At 31.1% G+C, this 16,650-nt stretch carries 16 protein-coding genes; 10 read left to right on the top strand and 6 right to left on the bottom strand.

From position 1 onward, the window contains the following. The first annotated feature begins 87 nt into the window (after positions 1–87). Positions 88–273, top strand: a complete 186-nt coding sequence (locus J1D01_RS13100) for a hypothetical protein (protein WP_372938746.1) — start codon at positions 88–90, stop codon at positions 271–273. A gap of 245 nt (positions 274–518) precedes the next feature. Here J1D01_RS13100 and J1D01_RS13095 read toward each other — a convergent pair whose 3' ends face one another. Then, the gene (locus J1D01_RS13095; RefSeq protein WP_421151117.1) at positions 519–2,558 is read right to left on the bottom strand and encodes a dipeptidyl-peptidase 3 family protein; all 2,040 of its coding nucleotides are present in this window, start codon (positions 2,556–2,558) and stop codon (positions 519–521) included. 146 nt (positions 2,559–2,704) lie between these two features. On the opposite strand from J1D01_RS13095, the gene J1D01_RS13090 reads away from it, so the two are divergent. The 3 genes from J1D01_RS13090 to J1D01_RS13080 all read left to right on the top strand — a co-directional run bounded on the left by J1D01_RS13090 (position 2,705) and on the right by J1D01_RS13080 (position 4,974). After that, on the top strand, positions 2,705–3,769 hold the full coding sequence (locus J1D01_RS13090) for an SRPBCC family protein (RefSeq protein WP_421151116.1): 1,065 nt from the start codon (positions 2,705–2,707) through the stop codon (positions 3,767–3,769). A 3-nt stretch (positions 3,770–3,772) separates the two neighbouring features. Further along, positions 3,773–4,138 carry a fluoride efflux transporter CrcB gene (gene crcB, locus J1D01_RS13085; RefSeq protein ID WP_372937619.1) on the top strand — a complete coding sequence of 122 codons (366 nt, stop codon included), beginning with the start codon at positions 3,773–3,775 and terminating at the stop codon, positions 4,136–4,138. A gap of 83 nt (positions 4,139–4,221) precedes the next feature. After that, positions 4,222–4,974 (top strand): YoaK family protein, encoded by a 753-nt coding sequence (locus tag J1D01_RS13080; RefSeq protein ID WP_372937620.1) that lies wholly within the window; start codon positions 4,222–4,224, stop codon positions 4,972–4,974. A 23-nt stretch (positions 4,975–4,997) separates the two neighbouring features. Here the strand turns inward: J1D01_RS13080 and J1D01_RS13075 are convergent, their stop codons facing one another. Next, on the bottom strand, positions 4,998–5,600 hold the full coding sequence (locus J1D01_RS13075) for a DUF1684 domain-containing protein (protein ID WP_372937621.1): 603 nt from the start codon (positions 5,598–5,600) through the stop codon (positions 4,998–5,000). 283 nt (positions 5,601–5,883) lie between these two features. Between J1D01_RS13075 and J1D01_RS13070 the strand changes: the two genes are divergently transcribed. Genes J1D01_RS13070 through J1D01_RS13060 form a run of 3 tightly spaced genes read left to right on the top strand, consistent with a single transcriptional unit; the run spans position 5,884 to position 8,511 of the window. Further along, entirely contained in the window at positions 5,884–7,143 is a 1,260-nt protein-coding gene (locus J1D01_RS13070; protein WP_372937622.1) for an MDR family MFS transporter, read from the top strand. After that, entirely contained in the window at positions 7,134–7,511 is a 378-nt protein-coding gene (locus J1D01_RS13065) for a VOC family protein (protein WP_421151115.1), read from the top strand. The genes J1D01_RS13070 and J1D01_RS13065 overlap by 10 nt, the downstream gene beginning before the upstream one ends. A 10-nt stretch (positions 7,512–7,521) precedes the next feature. After that, positions 7,522–8,511, top strand: a complete 990-nt coding sequence (locus J1D01_RS13060) for a YpdA family putative bacillithiol disulfide reductase (RefSeq protein ID WP_421151114.1) — start codon at positions 7,522–7,524, stop codon at positions 8,509–8,511. 56 nt (positions 8,512–8,567) lie between these two features. Here the strand turns inward: J1D01_RS13060 and J1D01_RS13055 are convergent, their stop codons facing one another. Continuing rightward, entirely contained in the window at positions 8,568–9,008 is a 441-nt protein-coding gene (locus J1D01_RS13055; RefSeq protein ID WP_372937625.1) for an Lrp/AsnC family transcriptional regulator, read from the bottom strand. 122 nt (positions 9,009–9,130) lie between these two features. Here J1D01_RS13055 and J1D01_RS13050 point away from each other — a divergent pair, with 122 nt between their 5' ends. Continuing rightward, on the top strand, positions 9,131–9,526 hold the full coding sequence (locus tag J1D01_RS13050) for a hypothetical protein (protein WP_372937626.1): 396 nt from the start codon (positions 9,131–9,133) through the stop codon (positions 9,524–9,526). Here J1D01_RS13050 and J1D01_RS13045 read toward each other — a convergent pair. The 3 genes from J1D01_RS13045 to J1D01_RS13035 form a co-directional block, all read right to left on the bottom strand. Beyond that, positions 9,523–10,068 carry a sigma-70 family RNA polymerase sigma factor gene (locus J1D01_RS13045; RefSeq protein ID WP_372937627.1) on the bottom strand — a complete coding sequence of 182 codons (546 nt, stop codon included), beginning with the start codon at positions 10,066–10,068 and terminating at the stop codon, positions 9,523–9,525. The genes J1D01_RS13050 and J1D01_RS13045 overlap by 4 nt on opposite strands. Positions 10,069–10,331: 263 nt before the next feature. After that, complete coding sequence (locus J1D01_RS13040) at positions 10,332–10,817, bottom strand: hypothetical protein (protein WP_421151113.1); 486 nt, start codon at positions 10,815–10,817, stop codon at positions 10,332–10,334. A gap of 65 nt (positions 10,818–10,882) precedes the next feature. Further along, positions 10,883–14,350 carry a methylmalonyl-CoA mutase family protein gene (locus J1D01_RS13035; RefSeq protein ID WP_421151112.1) on the bottom strand — a complete coding sequence of 1,156 codons (3,468 nt, stop codon included), beginning with the start codon at positions 14,348–14,350 and terminating at the stop codon, positions 10,883–10,885. 147 nt (positions 14,351–14,497) lie between these two features. On the opposite strand from J1D01_RS13035, the gene purU reads away from it, so the two are divergent. Next, the gene (gene purU, locus J1D01_RS13030; protein WP_372937723.1) at positions 14,498–15,352 is read left to right on the top strand and encodes a formyltetrahydrofolate deformylase; all 855 of its coding nucleotides are present in this window, start codon (positions 14,498–14,500) and stop codon (positions 15,350–15,352) included. Between the two features lie 175 nt (positions 15,353–15,527). Beyond that, positions 15,528–16,625 carry an OmpA family protein gene (locus tag J1D01_RS13025; RefSeq protein ID WP_421151111.1) on the top strand — a complete coding sequence of 366 codons (1,098 nt, stop codon included), beginning with the start codon at positions 15,528–15,530 and terminating at the stop codon, positions 16,623–16,625. Positions 16,626–16,650: the final 25 nt, after the last annotated feature.

Raw genomic sequence — 16,650 nt, 5'->3', positions numbered from 1 at the left:
TTCTTTAATCTAATTTTATTTAATTTCTTCTGTAAATCTGAATTTTTAAAAGAAAAAATTCTTTTACTTTTGCATAAAAGTAATTATATGTTCAGTAAAGGTCAAATCATTTTTGGAGTTTTATTTTTTATAGTCTTCGCTATTATTATTGGTTTTACTTACCGTAAAGATTTAAAACTTCATAAACGGTTTTATGCTGGTAGCATTTGGGTGTTAATTGCCTTTATTGCTTTTATCGCTTTTATTGCAGCTATTAAATTCTTTTTTAAATAATTACTTTAACTCACTAGGAAATTTTTAGTTAAAACTGTTATATAAATAAATTGTGTTAATTAACGCAACCTTTTTTAACCCCAAGCATCTATTTAATAACTAAATAAAACTGAACATAATGAAGACGCTATTAATTATCTCTATCTTACTAGTAATTAACATTTTACTTTTAATTTTTAGTGTAAACAAAAAAACAGAACCTTGAAAACAAGATTCTGTTTTAACTTAAAAAAGTGTTTTAGTGTTTAATTTACCTCTGGTAAAAAATTATAATTTTTACTATAATACAACATTTGTTCTGCAAATGTATTTGGCTGTGTTACCTTAATTTCTGTTATTTCTCCTTGGTCATTTTTTTCTGCAACTAATACAGGGTTAACAAAACCAGAATATGGAGCCGAAGTAAATTGTTTATTACGTTCTAAAACTTCGGCATGAATAGCTTGGTCTACTTTTACTCCATAGCCTTCTACTAAAGCTTCTACAGCAGCATAATCTCCTTCAGATTTTATACGTTGTGTTTCACGTAATAAATCGCCAAAAAGTTCATGCAGTTTTTCATAATTGGTTATATTAAAATAGGTTTTACCATTGCGTGTTACTTTTTCAATAACGTTGTCTGCTTTTCCTTTCTCATAAACCCAAGCACTAACCCATTGCCTGTTACGCATGTGTGCTTCTTCAACATCATCGCCTATATTTAAACGAATTAATTGCATCATTAAACCGTTTCTTATATAACCATCATAAGCTGCTTTTCCTACAGATTTCCAATCATCAACCAATCCTAGTTCTTGTAGTTTACTGTCATATAAATAATATAATGCTACTAAATCTGCTCTACCTTCTTCTAAAGTAGATCTATAATTTTTTAGTGTTTCATTTACGGTACCAACGCCTGGGTTTATTTTTCCTGAAGCGTGACCTATTACTTCATGTAATGCTGTATGTAACTTATCTGCTAATTCACCATACTTTTCTTCTAACTGCAATTCTTCTTCATCATGAACAAATTCTTTTAAACGACCTGTACTTCCTGAATTGTTATAAGCATGAACAATGTTTCCTAAAGAAACAGATTTACTACCAACATTTGCACGAATCCAGTTGGCATTAGGTAAATTAACGCCTATTGGTGTACTTGGTGATGCATCACCGGCTTCACCTGCAACATTAACTACTTTATAGGTTACCCCTACAACATTTTCTTTTTTATGTTCATCCATGATAGATGAATTATCTTCAAACCATTGTGCATTATCTGATAACACCTTCATTTTTTGAGACATATCAAAATCATTTATTTGCACTATAGTTTCATAAGAGCCTCTGTAACCTAATGGATCATTATAAACTTCAATAAAACTGTTTATATAATCAATATTACCTTCTGTAGCTTTTGTCCAAGCTACATTATAATCATCCCAAGTTTGTAAATCACCTGTTTTATAATATTCAATTAATACCCCTAGAGCATTAGCTTGCGCTTCATTTTCAGCAACACCTTTGGCTAGTTCTAACCATTTAACTATTTCATCAATAGCACTTCCATAAAGGCCTCCAGATTTATAAACGCGTTCTTTTACCACGCCATTTTCTTTTACTAACTGCGAGTTTAACCCAAAAGACAAAGGTTTATTTGGGTCTGGAGACACTTTAGTTTTATAAAAGTTTTGAACATCTTTATTAGTAACGTTGGGTCCGTAAAAATTAACCGCAGATTCTGCTATGTTATCTATACCTTTTTTCTTGTTTACTTTTTTAGAATCTGCATCATTAAAAATAACATCAAAAGGCTCTCCTTCTAAAACGGTATTGGTTTGTGTTAATAGTTCTTTTAAATAATCTGCAGAAAACTCTGGTTTAATCTTATCATTTGAATAATGATGATGAATGCCATTACTAAACCAAACACGTTTTAAATATACCTCAAAAGCTTTCCAATTATCAGAAGTTTTATCGCCTTTGTAATTAGTATAAATGTTTTCAAGCGCTTTTCTAATAGTTAAATTATGACGATAGTTTTGATCCCAAATAATATCTCTACCAGATAATCCTGCTTGGGTTAAATAATACACCAACTTTTGCTCTTTTAAAGTTAGTTTATCCCAACCCGGAATTTGATATCTTAAAATCTTTAAATCTGCAAATTGCTCAACGTTATAATTGAACTTTTCAGTTTCCACAATTTCAGAGGTTTCATTGGTTTTTTCAGATTTGCCATCAACACAACCAAATAAAACAACAGAAATTAACACTACACTTAGAAAAAATTTTAGTTTCATTTTGAAAGTTTAATTGTTTTATAATTCTTTTAATAATCTACTAAACACAAGATTTTGATTATTATTTAAAATGATAAATCTTAATTTAATGCAAAATCCTAATTTGAAGATTAGCAAATGTAATAATTTATTAACCGAAATGAAAAATGATTATCTTTGATTTATCAAACTCACCAAAACAATCCTTAAGAATGAAAGCCTTTAAATACATTTTATTCCTTTTGCTCATTATCATTATTGGAACAGCTATATATATTGCAGTACAGCCAAACTCTTTTGAAGTTAGTAGAACTAGAACTATTAAAGCTCCTGCACCAGTTATTTACTCTAATGTAATAGATTTTAAGAATTGGGAAAAATGGTCTTCTTGGGTTGAGGCAAATCCTGAAATGAAACTCACTTATGGTGAAAAAACTAGAGGTGTAGGTGGTTCTTATTCTTGGGAAGACAAAGATGGAATTGGTACTATGAGCACTATTGAAACCATACCCAACACAACTATTACACAAGAAATGCAATTTGCAGAGTTTCCAAAATCTGATGTATCTTGGGAGTTTAAACGTACTAATGATGGTGCTACCAATGTTACTTGGAAAATTTCTGGAAAAGACCTTCCTTTTGGTTTTAAAGCTTTTGCGACTTTTACCGGTGGTATGGACAAACAAATAGGTCCACATTATGAACGTAGTTTAGAAAAATTAGACAGTATTGTACAGTTGCGCCTAAAAGCTTTTTCTATTAATATTGATGGTATTACAGAATATGGTGGTGGTTTTTATATGTACAAAACCACATCTGCTACAGGCACTAATATTAGCCAAATAATGGGAAAACAGTATGGTGAAATTAAAAGTTATATGGCAAAAAACAATATAGTTGCCAACGGTATGCCTTTTACTATTTATAATGAAATGAATACCGAAAACGGAAATATTATTATGAGTAACGCTATACCCATTATGAGTAAAGTTACTGTTGAAAACGGTAGTGAAATACTTTGTGGCTACATACCAAAAACAAAAGCTTTAAAAACGACTTTAAAAGGAAATTACACCAACCTACCAAAAGCTTGGGAGGCAACTATGAAACATATCTCTGAAAATGGTTTAGAAATGTCTAACATTAAACCTTTTGAAATTTATATGAATGACCCCGGAAATTTTCCAAATCCGGCTGATTGGGTTACAGAAATCTACATCCCTCTTAAATAGCCTATGAAACATTTGTTATTAGTTTTTGTTGGCGGCGGATTTGGTAGCGTACTACGTTACGTTATTGGTAAATATTTAAATAGCTCCCAAACAGGAATTCCTTACGGTACTTTTGCTGCTAACATTTTAGGCAGTTTGCTTATTGGTATTATTCTGAGTTTAGCTGCTAAAAATAATTCATTAAGCCAAAGTCAAACATTACTATTAGCCACCGGGTTTTGTGGTGGTTTTACAACCTTTTCAACTTTTGCTTATGAAAACCATATATTTTTAAAAGCAGGCGACTTTACAAGTTTTGCTCTTTATACTATAGGTAGCTTTGTTATTGGTTTTTTGGCAGTATTTTTAGGTATGTTTTTAGTGAAGTAGAGACTTTAATATAAAAATTTTCAATTACCTCCGTTTATCTTCGGTTATAAGTAAAATTGAAAAAACTAACCAAATGAAAATAAATGTTTAGACATCAAGGTAAAAGCAGAACTTTAAAACATAATCTGCGAATTGCAACTATTCTATCTTTTGTTGCTGGAGTTGTAAATGTTACTGGATTTTTATCATTTAAACAATTAACCACAAATGTTACAGGTCATTTTGCTCAATTCATAAATGATGTGGCTAATTTTGAGTTTTGGAAAGGCACAATTTATTTTCTTTATATTTTTTCATTTCTTCTTGGTTCATTTACTTCAAGTCTTTTAATTGAAATGTTTAAAGAGAACAAAAAACTTAATGTTTTTGTTATACCCACATTAATTGAATGTTTTATTTTAACCTCAATAGGTCTCTTAAGTAAAGTTATAGAAGTAGATTTTCCTAACTTAATTATTTGTTTATTACTCTTTGCTATGGGGCTTCAAAACTCTTTTGTAACTAAAATTTCAAATGCTGTAGTAAGGACAACACACCTAACAGGACTTTTTACAGATTTAGGAATTGATATTTCTCAAATGTTCTTTCCTAAATTACATCCAAACAGAGAAAAACTAAAAGCTAATATAAAACTGAGAATTTATATTATACTCTTCTTTTTTTCTGGTGGTTTAATTGGCGGATTTTTTTATTCTGAGCTCGATTTTAAATTAAATAATTTGATTTTTGGAGCCTTAATTTTGCTAATAAGTTTATTTTATGACGATTTGAGATATCAATTAATAAAAACTAAAAGAAAATTCAACCATAGAAAAAAAACTGCGCAAAACTTGTAAATAATAGTTTCTTTACAAAAAAACTAGTGCTTTTTAAAAGCTTTAACACCAGCCTCTACCTTTACTCTTAAATAGTTTTCTCTAGGTACAACAGGGCAAGAATATTTAGCATTATAAGCACAGTAAGGGTTATAGGCTTCATTAAAATTAATTATCATGGTATCACCTGTTGGTATTCTAGCATCAACATACCTACCCCCTCCGTAACTTTCCTCTCCATTTGTTTCATCTAAAAAAGGTAAAAACAGATAATCTTCATAACCTTCTTCTTCAATTAAACCTAAGTTTTGATAAACATTTAGCTTTAAATCTTTTCCTTTCAACGTAAAGTAAACCTCTCCATATTTCACATATATAGGTCTTCTATTGGTAGTAGTCTTCATTTTAAAAGGCTTTTCATTCGGAGTTCTTTTAAATTGGGCTGTTACTACATACGCAGAATCAAACTTAAAAAAATCTAAACCTGTGAAATGTTTACGATCTTCTTCTGTTAAGGGAGATTCTGTTGCATCTTTAAACTGTGAATTTATTTCTCTTTGAAATTCTGTTTTACCTTGTATTGGCTTTTTATCTTGAGCACAACAAACAGCAGTAATTAACAACAAAAATAGGACTAAGTTTCTCATCAATTTAAATTATTTTTAATTCAAAAATACAACTTACAAATATTTTTTTTAGCTTTGGTGCTTCAAAAGAATAAAAAATGAGACGTATTGTCATGATTTGTAAGAAGCAGTGGATGACTTCCCTAACCGGAAGATCATGTTGGGCTTATTATATATTGTGGTGATATTGACATAAAATATTACAATATTAAAAAGTCCGACTTCTCAGTCGGACTTTTTATTTTTAGTTGATTATCAGCTATTTAATTAAACCTATTATTTATGACTTAGAAAATTAGAACTCATGAAAACACTAATGAACAATTACGTAAACACATTTAAAGGACTCTCAACTGAAGTATGGTGGCTAGCACTTATTACATTAATTAATAGAGCTGGTACCATGGTCATTCCATTCTTATCATTATACCTAACCAAAAGTTTAAAGTTTTCGGTTACTGATGTGGCGTGGATTATGAGTGCTTTTGGTTTAGGTTCGGTAGTGGGATCATGGTTAGGTGGTAAGTTAACCGATAAAATTGGTTACTACAAAGTAATGTGTTATAGCTTAATTAGCACAGGCATTTTATTTGTTGCTCTACAATTTTTAAGTACCTTTTTAACATTCTGTATTGGAATATTTTTAGTTATGCTGGTGGCAGATACTTTTAGGCCTGCCATGTTTGTAGCATTAAGCGCTTATAGCAAACCAGAAAACAAGACTCGGTCTGTTACACTAATCAGGTTAGCAATAAATTTAGGATTTTCGGCAGGTCCTGCCATTGGAGGTCTAATTATTACTAGTTTGGGTTACGTAGGGTTGTTTTGGGTTGATGGCATTACATGTGTAGCCGCAACTTTAGTATTAATTAATGTACTTAATCCAAAATCAACCAAAACTTTAGATGAAGTAAAAACTAAAAATCCAAAGTCTGCTTACAATGATAAAGCTTTTATTATTTTCCTAGTTGCTATGGTACTTTTTGGAGTGGTATTTTTACAATATTTCTCAACAATGCCTATTTATTACAAAGATGTCCATACTTTAAGCGAAATGGAAATTGGATTATTATTGGGTATGAATGGGTTTATCATTTTTGTATTTGAAATGCCACTAATAAAATGGCTAGAAAACACAGCTTTCAAAAAAACAAGCTTAATGCTTTTTGGAGCCATTTTAACAGGATTAAGTTTTATTATTCTTAACCTTACTAATTGGGTTGGTATATTAGTAATTGGCATGCTTTTAATGACTTTTGGTGAAATGATAGCCTTTCCTTTTTCTAATGCTTTTGCTTTAGATAGAGCAAAAAAGGGAAACCAAGGAGAATATATGGCTCTTTACGCTATAGCCTTTTCTATTGCTCATATTTTTGGGCATAATATGGGGCTACAAATGATTGGAAAATTAGGTTTTGATAATACCTGGTTTATTATAACAACTATAGCTGCATTATGCGTTTTCTTATTATTCTTTTTAAAACAATACCTAAATGCTAAAAAAAAGGCACGCATAAAACTAATTGAAACCGAAGTTGAAGAAGAAGAAATGCTATGGATTTAAACCAAATTACAATACCATCAAAAGATGTTGTAAAAGCAACCAAATTTTACAAAACCTTGGGATTGCGTCTTATTGTAGATGCACACCCAAGGTATGTAAGATTTGAATGCCCTAAAGGAAATAGCACCTTTTCAATCCATAAGGTTGAAACATTACCTAAAGGCGAAGGCATTACAATTTATTTTGAAGATAAAAATTTAGATGAATTGGTTAAAAGCCTTCAACAAAAAGGTATTAATTTTACACAATTACCCAAAACCAAATCATGGCTTTGGCGTGAAGCCCATTTAAACGATTTAGATGGCAACAAAATTATTTTATACCACGCTGGAGAAAACCGAAAAAATCCGCCGTGGCGCATAAATTAATTCTATTTACATGACAAAAGAACCATTGCAAACAGAAAAAGATATTATAATTATTGGAGGCGGCCCTATTGGTATTGCCTGCGCTTTAGAATGCAAAAAAAGAAACTGGAATTACGTGGTTATTGAAAAAGGTACTTTAACAAATTCACTTTTTAATTACCCTAAAAACATGACGTTTTTTTCAACATCTGAAAAATTAGAAATAGACAGTATCCCTTTTATAAGCAACAACCCAAAACCTAACAGAGACGAAGCTTTAGAGTATTACAGGCGAGTTACTACATCAAATAATTTAAACGTTAATTTATACGAAACTGTAAAAGCCGTAACCAAAACAGCAAATGTATTTGAAGTAAAAACAACTAAGTGTAATTACACCACTAAACATGTAATTATTAGCACTGGTTTTTATGACATCCCCAAATTACTAAATGTTCCAGGTGAAAATTTAGACAAAGTAACGCATTACTACAAAGAAGCTCACAACTACACCTTGCAAGATATTGTGGTAGTTGGCGCAAGCAATTCTGCTGTTGATGCTGCTTTAGAAATTTGGCGCAAAGGTGGACGAGTAACTATGGTTATAAGAGGTGAAAAAATTGGAGAACGCGTAAAATATTGGGTACGTCCAGATATAATTAATCGTATTGAAGAAGGTAGTATAAAAGCCTATTTTAACTCTGAAATTGAAGAAATAACACCAAATTCTGTAGTTGTAAAAACACCTAAAGGCTTGGTTACATTACCTAATGATTATGTAATTGCATTAACAGGGTATCTTCCTAACTTTAAACTATTAAAAAACAGTGGCATTACACTTTCTGATGATGACAAAAGTATACCAACATACAATAGTGAAACTATGGAATCTAACATAAAAAATCTATACTTAGCCGGTGTAATTTGTGGCGGAAAAGAAACCCATAAATGGTTTATAGAAAACTCTAGAATTCACGCAAAACGTATTGCTAAACATATTGAAGAAAAGAGTATTTTCTAACTTATAAAAAACTACATAAATTAAATTATGAGGTTGATTTTATAAAGACTAATTATTTATATAGGCTTAATTTCACTTTGCTTTATAACTCTAGAAAGTACAATTTGTGTTTTACTTTCACCATAAACAATAAGCTGATCTATAAATGTTTCAAGGTGTTTTTGGTTTTTTAAAACCACTTCCATAACAATATTTTCATCACCTGTTATACGGTAACAATTAACTACCTCATCAAAAGTTTTTACTTTTTCTAAAAATGGTTTTAATTTCCCCATAAAAGCACGTAGTGTTATTATAGCTTTAAATTGATAACCTATTTCAAACGGAGAAACCAAGGCTTTATAACCTTCAATAATACCTAAATCTTCCATTTTTTTGATACGCTCTGAAACAGCAGGAGAACTTATTCCAACCTGTCTACCAATTTCGGCATTAGAAAGTCTAGCATTTTTTTGTAAACACTTCAAAATCTTCTTATTAAGCTCATCTGTTTTCATTTAAAGATAAATAGCTTTAAAAAATTAAATTTTAAAGTAAAAATACAAATTTACTTTAAATATTAAATCTGAATATAATTTCTTGTGAGTAATTTTGATAAAATTGTAGTGAAAAAAGAAAGATGTTACATAATACCCCACCAAGCCTATCGGAATTACCTATTTATAAAAAGGCACTAGAAATTTTTGCGCTTTCTCAAAGCATTTCTACTTACCTTCAATATGATTTAGCGCCTCTTAATGAAGATGGATCTGAAAATTCAAACATTTATTTCTCTGGTGATATCGTACAACAATCTGTAAACTTAGCTCCTGAAATTGCTAATGCTGAATTGCAGCGTCATTCTGAAAGAAAACATAAACATATTGCTTCATTAAGACGCTTAACAAACTTACTTTATAAAAATTCTTATCGTTTAGAAAAGTCTAACAGTAACGGCAAAGATTTTTTACCTATTTTAAGGCGTGAATTGCGAAAATTTAAAAAGTTACAACGCAGTTGGATGTTAAGTCTTTAGCTATGGTTGCAAATTTTACAATCTGCTTTTTCTTTTAGTTCCCCCACAAGAAAACCTTGGTCGTTTACTTTAAAATCACAACAATCTATAAATCCTTGGGCAATTAGCTTTCTACCACGTTGTATTTGAGATTTAACCGTGGGTAATGGCAGCTGTAATTGCTCTGAAATTTGTGTTTGTTTAAGTCCCTTTATGTCACTTAAAAACAGTGGATCTCTATATTTTTTTGGTAAACTTTTAATAATGCCACGTAAACAATCGGCTTTAGTATGTTCTAATTTTTGGTCTTCAAAAATAAAATCTTCATCTGTGGTTTGATAAACTATTTTTTTACTTCTAAAATAATCTAAAACCGTATATCTAGCTATAGAGAATATCCAAGATTTCAACTTATCTTCGTTGTTTAAAGTATTGAGTTTTGTGTGTACCTTAATAAATGTTTCTTGTAGCAAATCATCTGTAACCACTTCATCTTTAACCTTACTTAAAATAAAGTGTTTAACATCTTCGGCATAGGTATTCCAAACATCTTTAGTCTTCATAAATCACTATTGATAAACTGCGCTAATTTTAGTATAAATTTACTAAAATTAGCGCAGTTTATTTCAATTTTAAATAATGGTTAACAGTTACAATTAGAGCAAGTACAGTTAGTACATGTACAGTTTTTGCAGTTTCCACTTTTGCAACCTTCACAGTTGCATGTACAATTATTATTTTTCATGATATCTATTTTTTTAAGTTCATATAATAGACGTACATGTTTATAAAAAGATGCAAAAAAATTATATTTTTTTAAATGAATTTATTGCAACTTAAATACTTTATCAAATTGTCTGTTTTCATCACCGTAAAACGTAACATTGAGTGTGATTTTCCATTGATTATCTGATAGTTTTTCTCCAGAAATAATTCCTGTTGGTGCTACGTTTTTTTCTGGTGTATCTTGAAAGAAACAAAAACATGACTTTGTAAGTACAACTTTTGCTGTAGTTAATGCTTCATCTGTAATTTCAAAATTATTTAAGCTAGAATCTATTTCAAAATAAATAAATTCGGAATATTCATCATCAGCAATTCGTTCTTCATCTTTAGCCTTGTAATAATACTTAAAAACTAATTTATCGCCTTCTGATACAACACCATATTTCATGTAAGAATTTTTAATAGTATTTATAGTTAATTCACTATTTGAAAAAAAATGGTACTCATATTTTTCGCCAGAAACACCATCATCACTACAAGAAAACATAATAATACAAACAAGTAACACACATAATTTATTGACCATAGTTGTTTTTTACTCTGAAGATGCTAAAGACCTATTATGGTTGCGTTGGCTTTTTGGGTTTTAGTTTACATATTACGTCTATACTGACCACCAACTTCAAAAAGAGCCTTTGTTATTTGCCCTAGTGAGCATACTTTAGTTACCTCCATGAGTACTTCAAATATATTTTTATTGTTTATAGCTGCCTTTTTAAATTTGCTTAATAAATCATCTGTTTGATTATTTTTATGAAGGTTTTTTAATGTTTTAATTTGAAGCTGTTTTTCTTCTTCGGTGGCTCTAATAACTTCTGTTGGTATAATTGTTGGAGAGCCTTTACTACTTAAAAATGTATTTACCCCAATTATAGGAAATGAACCTCTGTGTTTTAAAGTTTCGTAGTACAAACTTTCTTCTTGAATTTTACTGCGCTGATACATAGTTTCCATAGCTCCTAAAACACCACCTCGTTCGGTAAGTCTATCAAATTCAAGTAATACGGCTTCCTCCACCAAATCTGTTAATTCTTCAATTATAAAAGCGCCTTGTGTAGGGTTTTCATTTTTAGCCAACCCCAATTCTTTATTGATTATAAGTTGAATAGCCATAGCACGACGCACCGATTCTTCGGTTGGTGTAGTTATGGCTTCATCATAAGCGTTGGTATGAAGGGAGTTACAATTATCATAAATGGCATATAAAGCTTGTAATGTGGTTCTAATATCATTAAAATCTATTTCTTGAGCATGCAGGCTTCTTCCAGATGTTTGAATATGATATTTTAACTTTTGAGCTCGCTCATTAGCACCGTATTTATATTTCATAGCCTTGGCCCAAATACGTCTAGCAACACGACCAATAACGGCATATTCTGGATCTAATCCGTTTGAGAAGAAAAAGGATAAATTAGGTCCAAATTTATTTATATCCATTCCTCTTGAAAGATAATATTCTACATAGGTAAAACCATTTGATAAAGTTAATGCCAATTGGGTGATTGGGTTGGCACCAGCTTCGGCAATATGATAACCCGAAATAGATACCGAATAGAAATTACGCACATTATTTTGAATGAAATACTCTTGCACATCACCCATTAAACGCAATGCAAACTCGGTTGAAAAAATACAGGTATTTTGTGCTTGGTCTTCTTTTAAAATATCTGCTTGTACGGTGCCACGCACTTGTGCAATAGTATCTTGCCTTATGTTTTCATATACCTCTTTTGGTAACACTTGGTCTCCTGTAACCCCAAGTAACATTAACCCTAACCCATCATTACCTTCGGGCAATTCTCCGTTGTATTTTGGGCGCTCTTTATCCTTATAAATTTTAGCTATTTTGGCTTCAACTTCAGCTTCTAAATTATTTTCTTTAATGTAAATTTCACATTGCTGATCTATAGCTGCATTCATAAAAAAACCAAGTAACATTGGTGCAGGTCCATTAATGGTCATGCTTACCGATGTTTTAACATCTGCTAAATTAAAACCCGAATAGAGTTTTTTAGCATCATCTAAACAACAAATACTTACGCCAGCGTTACCAACTTTACCATAAATATCTGGTCTTTCATCGGGGTCATTGCCATAAAGTGTAACGCTATCAAAAGCTGTTGATAATCTTTTAGCCGGCATACCTTTACTTAGGTAGTGAAACCTTCTATTGGTTCGCTCTGGCCCACCCTCACCAGCAAACATTCTTGCAGGGTCTTCGCCTTCTCTTTTAAACGGGTATATGCCCGATGTAAAGGGAAATTCTCCTGGTACGTTTTCTTGTAAAATCCATTGTAATAAATCACCCCAAGCGCTGTATTTTGGCAACGCTACTTTTGGAATTTGAAGGTCTGACAACGATTCTGTATGCGTTTCTATATTAATTTCTTTATCTCTAACTTTAAAGGAATATATTGACGCTTTATATTGTTGAACTTTTAAGGTCCAATTAATTATGTGTTCCCAATTTTCTGGTAACAAGTTCATTTTAATGCGGTCAAACTCTTTAAACAGTAGTTTTAAAAGTTGAAATTGTGCCTCATTATCATCATCTTCTGTTGAAATATTATGTGCTTTGTTATTTTTAATTTGTTTTAATATTTCATCAACATTCAATCCTGTTTTATTTAATAATAATGGGTCTTTACTTGAAAATCTGGCTATAGAACAAATTGTGTTATAAATACTGTACAATTGTTGAGCTACTTCTGTTTGTTTGTTAGCTTTTCTATCATAATTACGGTTGTTTTCTGAAATTTCAGAAAGGTAACGTGTTCTTGACGGCGGAATAATAAAAAGCTTTTCACTTGAATCATGCGTTAATGTAAAAGACGACTTGAAATCTGCCTGAGTTTTTTCAGCCAAAGCATCCATAACCGCTTTGTATAATTGGCTCATTCCGGGATCATTAAACTGTGATGCTATGGTACCATAAACTGGTAATTCATCTTCTTTAGCATCCCATAAATTATGGTTGCGCATGTATTGTTTTTTTACATCGCGCAGCGCATCTAAAGCGCCTTGTTTATCAAACTTATTTACAGCAACAATATCTGCAAAATCTAGCATATCTATTTTTTCTAGCTGGGTAGCAGCTCCAAACTCGGGCGTCATAACATACATTGGTAAATCGCAATGTTCTACAATTTCTGAACCCGATTGCCCAATGCCTGAAGTTTCTAAAATAATTACATCAAAATTTGAAGCTTTTAAAACCTGTATAACTTCATCAATATGTTTTGATAGTGATAAGTTTGATTGACGCGTTGCTAAACTACGCATATAAACCCTAGAGTTATTAATAGCGTTCATTCTAATTCTATCTCCTAAAAGAGCACCACCTGTTTTTCGTTTTGAAGGATCAACAGAAATAATCCCAACAGTTTTCTCTGGGAAATCTATTAAAAAGCGTCTCACTAATTCATCAACTAATGATGATTTTCCGGCACCGCCTGTTCCTGTAATTCCTAAAACAGGGGTATTTGAATTTTCTTTATTTATAATTTGAAGCTGTTTTTTTGCAACATCAGGAAAATTTTCGATAGCCGAAATTAATCGAGCAATGGCACCATGATTTTGTTTTTTTAACAAGTCTACTTCATTAGTTAATGAATTTCCAATAGCAAAGTCTGATGCTTCAACCAAATCATTAATCATCCCTTGCAATCCCATTTTTCTACCATCATCGGGCGAATAAATTCTGGCAATACCATAATGCATTAAATCCTTAATTTCACTAGGTAAAATAACACCTCCGCCACCTCCAAAAATTTTGATGTGGCTAGCTTCTTTTTCCTTCAGCAAATCATACATATATTTAAAATACTCATTATGACCGCCTTGATATGATGTTATACAAATGGCATTTACATCTTCTTGAATTGCGGTGTTAACCACCTCTTCAACACTTCTATCGTGTCCTAAATGAATAACTTCTACACCAGTAGCCTGAATTATTCTGCGCATAATATTTATAGAAGCATCATGACCATCAAATAAAGATGCTGCAGTTACAATTCTAATATTATGTTTAGGTTTATAGAGTTTATTTTGTTTCATTTTTAAAAAGAATGCATTTTTACACATGCAATTTACGAAATATTCAAAAAAAACTATGAATTATAGAATATTTTCAAAATTTAAACACAGACTTAGCAAAACTCCTTTTTTAGGCTAATTTTACAATGTGAAATAATGAATTCTATTATGAATAAGATTACTATTTTAATTAATTGTAACGATCAACCCAACATTATAGCCTCTGTAACTAACTTTATTGCCCAACAAAACGGAAATATTGTTTACATAGACCAACATGTTGATAGAGAGCAAAATATCTTTTTTATGCGTTTGGAAAGTGAATTTACTTCAGAAATCTTTTCAACAGAGGTGTTTAAAGCAACATTTAAGGCGGTATTGGCAGACAAGTTTGAGATGAAATGGCGCATTTATTCATCTGAAGTAAAGCCTAAAATGGCATTGTTTATTTCAAAATACGACCATTGTTTATATGATCTTTTAGGGCGTTACAACTCTGGAGAACTTAATTTAGAGATTCCATTTATAATAAGTAATCATAACGATTTAAAATATATAGCAGATAATTTCAATATTCCCTTTTATCATATACCAGTAACCAAAGACACCAAATCTAAGGCTGAAGATGAGCAGTTAAAACTGCTTGAAGAACATGGTATAGATTTTATTGTTTTAGCACGTTACATGCAAATTGTATCTCCTAAGCTTATTGATAAATTTCCAAATAAAATTATAAATATTCATCATTCTTTCTTACCTGCTTTTGTTGGTGCTAAACCATACCATTCTGCATATAAACGCGGTGTTAAAATTATTGGTGCTACAAGCCATTATGTTACTGAAGAATTAGATGCTGGCCCTATTATAGAGCAAGATGTTACCAGAGTAACACATGCTCATTCCATTCCAGATCTTATTGCTAAAGGTCGTGATTTAGAAAAGATAGTTTTAGCAAACGCCGTTAAATTACATGCCGAAAGAAAGGTAATGGTTTATAATAACAAGACTGTAATATTCTCTTAATCTTACAATAATAAATTATTTTTTAATTAGCTGAACCTTACAGTGTTTATAAGGACTATCACTTATACTGAAGCGGCTCTTTTGTTTGTTTTCATAAATAGAAATGTGACTTATATTTTTTTTCGGTGTCCTAAAACCGTGGAAAATATAACCATTAACTAAATTTTAATTTTTTATGAAAACAAATTTATTTTTATGCCTAACTTTTTTATTAGGCATTGGGTACGCTCAGGCTCAAAATTTACCTGAAAACCCAGAACCCGGAAAGTGTTACGTAAAATGTATCACTAAAGACGAATTTAAGGAAGTAACAGAAACTATTGAAGTATATCCTGCATACACTAAATTAGAAGTAGTACCTGCAACTTACAAAACTGTTGAAGAACGTGTATTAGTTAAAGAAGCAACTAAAGAATTAGTTTATATACCTGCTGTTTACGAAACTGTTGAAGTATCTTATATTAAAAAAGAAGGTAGAAATGATTTAACTGTAAATCCTGCTACTTTTGGTACTGACTCTAAAACTTTTGAAGTATACCCAAAAACTTCTGGTTGGGAATACAAAGAAACTGCTTGTGGGTCTCCAAACAAAGAAGATTGTGTTGTAGCTTGTTTTGTTGAGTACCCTGCTCAATATAAAGATGTAAGTTTTACAACTTTAGCAAATGATGCTACTACCAATAATATTCCAGTACCTGAAATTACAACAACTTATAAAAAACAGGTAATTAAAACGCCAGCACGTATGGAGGAAAGAGAAATTCCTGCAAAATATGCTGTTATTAAAAGACAAGTTGTAGAAACTCCTGCTACAACTAAAAGTGTAACGGTACCTGCAAAAACAAAAACTGTAACAAGAACTGTTTTAGCTAAAAAAGGTGGTATTACTACTTGGGAAGAAGTAGATTGTGGCTTATTAGATGCTAACGTATTACCTATATTTTACGAATTAGCTAGTGCACGTATTACACCTGCTTCTAAAAAAGTGATAGACGAAACATTATTGCCTTTATTAAAAAGCAAACCAGTAAGTATAGAATTAATGTCTCATACTGATTCTAGAGGAAATGATGACTATAACATGTCTTTATCTCAACAACGTGCTAATTCTGTTGTAAACTACCTAGTTTCTAAAGGAATTTCTAGAAGTAGACTATCTGCAAAAGGATATGGTGAAACAAGATTAGTAAACCGTTGTTCTAATGGTGTTGAATGTTCTGAAGCTGAACACCAAAAAAATAGACGTACTGAATTTAGAGTTTTAAGTAACTAATTATATAGATAAGTTTAGTTTGTTT

This window comes from Seonamhaeicola sp. NFXS20 (assembly GCF_049132085.1).
GTDB lineage: Bacteria > Bacteroidota > Bacteroidia > Flavobacteriales > Flavobacteriaceae > Seonamhaeicola.
The sequence above is the reverse complement of the archived record's forward strand: the minus strand, read 5'-3'. Positions and strand labels throughout refer to the sequence as shown.

What these genes read in the sequence shown, in the direction of transcription:
- J1D01_RS13065 (WP_421151115.1), top strand. Translation starts at nt 7,134, where the DNA reads ATGGATTTAAACCAAATTACAATACCATCAAAAGATGTTGTAAAAGCA.
- J1D01_RS13045 (WP_372937627.1), bottom strand. Translation starts at nt 10,068, where the DNA reads ATGAAGACTAAAGATGTTTGGAATACCTATGCCGAAGATGTTAAACAC.
- J1D01_RS13060 (WP_421151114.1), top strand. Translation starts at nt 7,522, where the DNA reads ATGACAAAAGAACCATTGCAAACAGAAAAAGATATTATAATTATTGGA.
- J1D01_RS13040 (WP_421151113.1), bottom strand. Translation starts at nt 10,817, where the DNA reads ATGGTCAATAAATTATGTGTGTTACTTGTTTGTATTATTATGTTTTCT.
- J1D01_RS13095 (WP_421151117.1), bottom strand. Translation starts at nt 2,558, where the DNA reads ATGAAACTAAAATTTTTTCTAAGTGTAGTGTTAATTTCTGTTGTTTTA.
- J1D01_RS13075 (WP_372937621.1), bottom strand. Translation starts at nt 5,600, where the DNA reads ATGAGAAACTTAGTCCTATTTTTGTTGTTAATTACTGCTGTTTGTTGT.
- J1D01_RS13035 (WP_421151112.1), bottom strand. Translation starts at nt 14,350, where the DNA reads ATGAAACAAAATAAACTCTATAAACCTAAACATAATATTAGAATTGTA.
- J1D01_RS13080 (WP_372937620.1), top strand. Translation starts at nt 4,222, where the DNA reads ATGTTTAGACATCAAGGTAAAAGCAGAACTTTAAAACATAATCTGCGA.
- crcB (WP_372937619.1), top strand. Translation starts at nt 3,773, where the DNA reads ATGAAACATTTGTTATTAGTTTTTGTTGGCGGCGGATTTGGTAGCGTA.
- J1D01_RS13055 (WP_372937625.1), bottom strand. Translation starts at nt 9,008, where the DNA reads ATGAAAACAGATGAGCTTAATAAGAAGATTTTGAAGTGTTTACAAAAA.
- J1D01_RS13070 (WP_372937622.1), top strand. Translation starts at nt 5,884, where the DNA reads ATGAAAACACTAATGAACAATTACGTAAACACATTTAAAGGACTCTCA.
- J1D01_RS13050 (WP_372937626.1), top strand. Translation starts at nt 9,131, where the DNA reads ATGTTACATAATACCCCACCAAGCCTATCGGAATTACCTATTTATAAA.
- purU (WP_372937723.1), top strand. Translation starts at nt 14,498, where the DNA reads ATGAATAAGATTACTATTTTAATTAATTGTAACGATCAACCCAACATT.
- J1D01_RS13090 (WP_421151116.1), top strand. Translation starts at nt 2,705, where the DNA reads ATGATTATCTTTGATTTATCAAACTCACCAAAACAATCCTTAAGAATG.
- J1D01_RS13025 (WP_421151111.1), top strand. Translation starts at nt 15,528, where the DNA reads ATGAAAACAAATTTATTTTTATGCCTAACTTTTTTATTAGGCATTGGG.
- J1D01_RS13100 (WP_372938746.1), top strand. Translation starts at nt 88, where the DNA reads ATGTTCAGTAAAGGTCAAATCATTTTTGGAGTTTTATTTTTTATAGTC.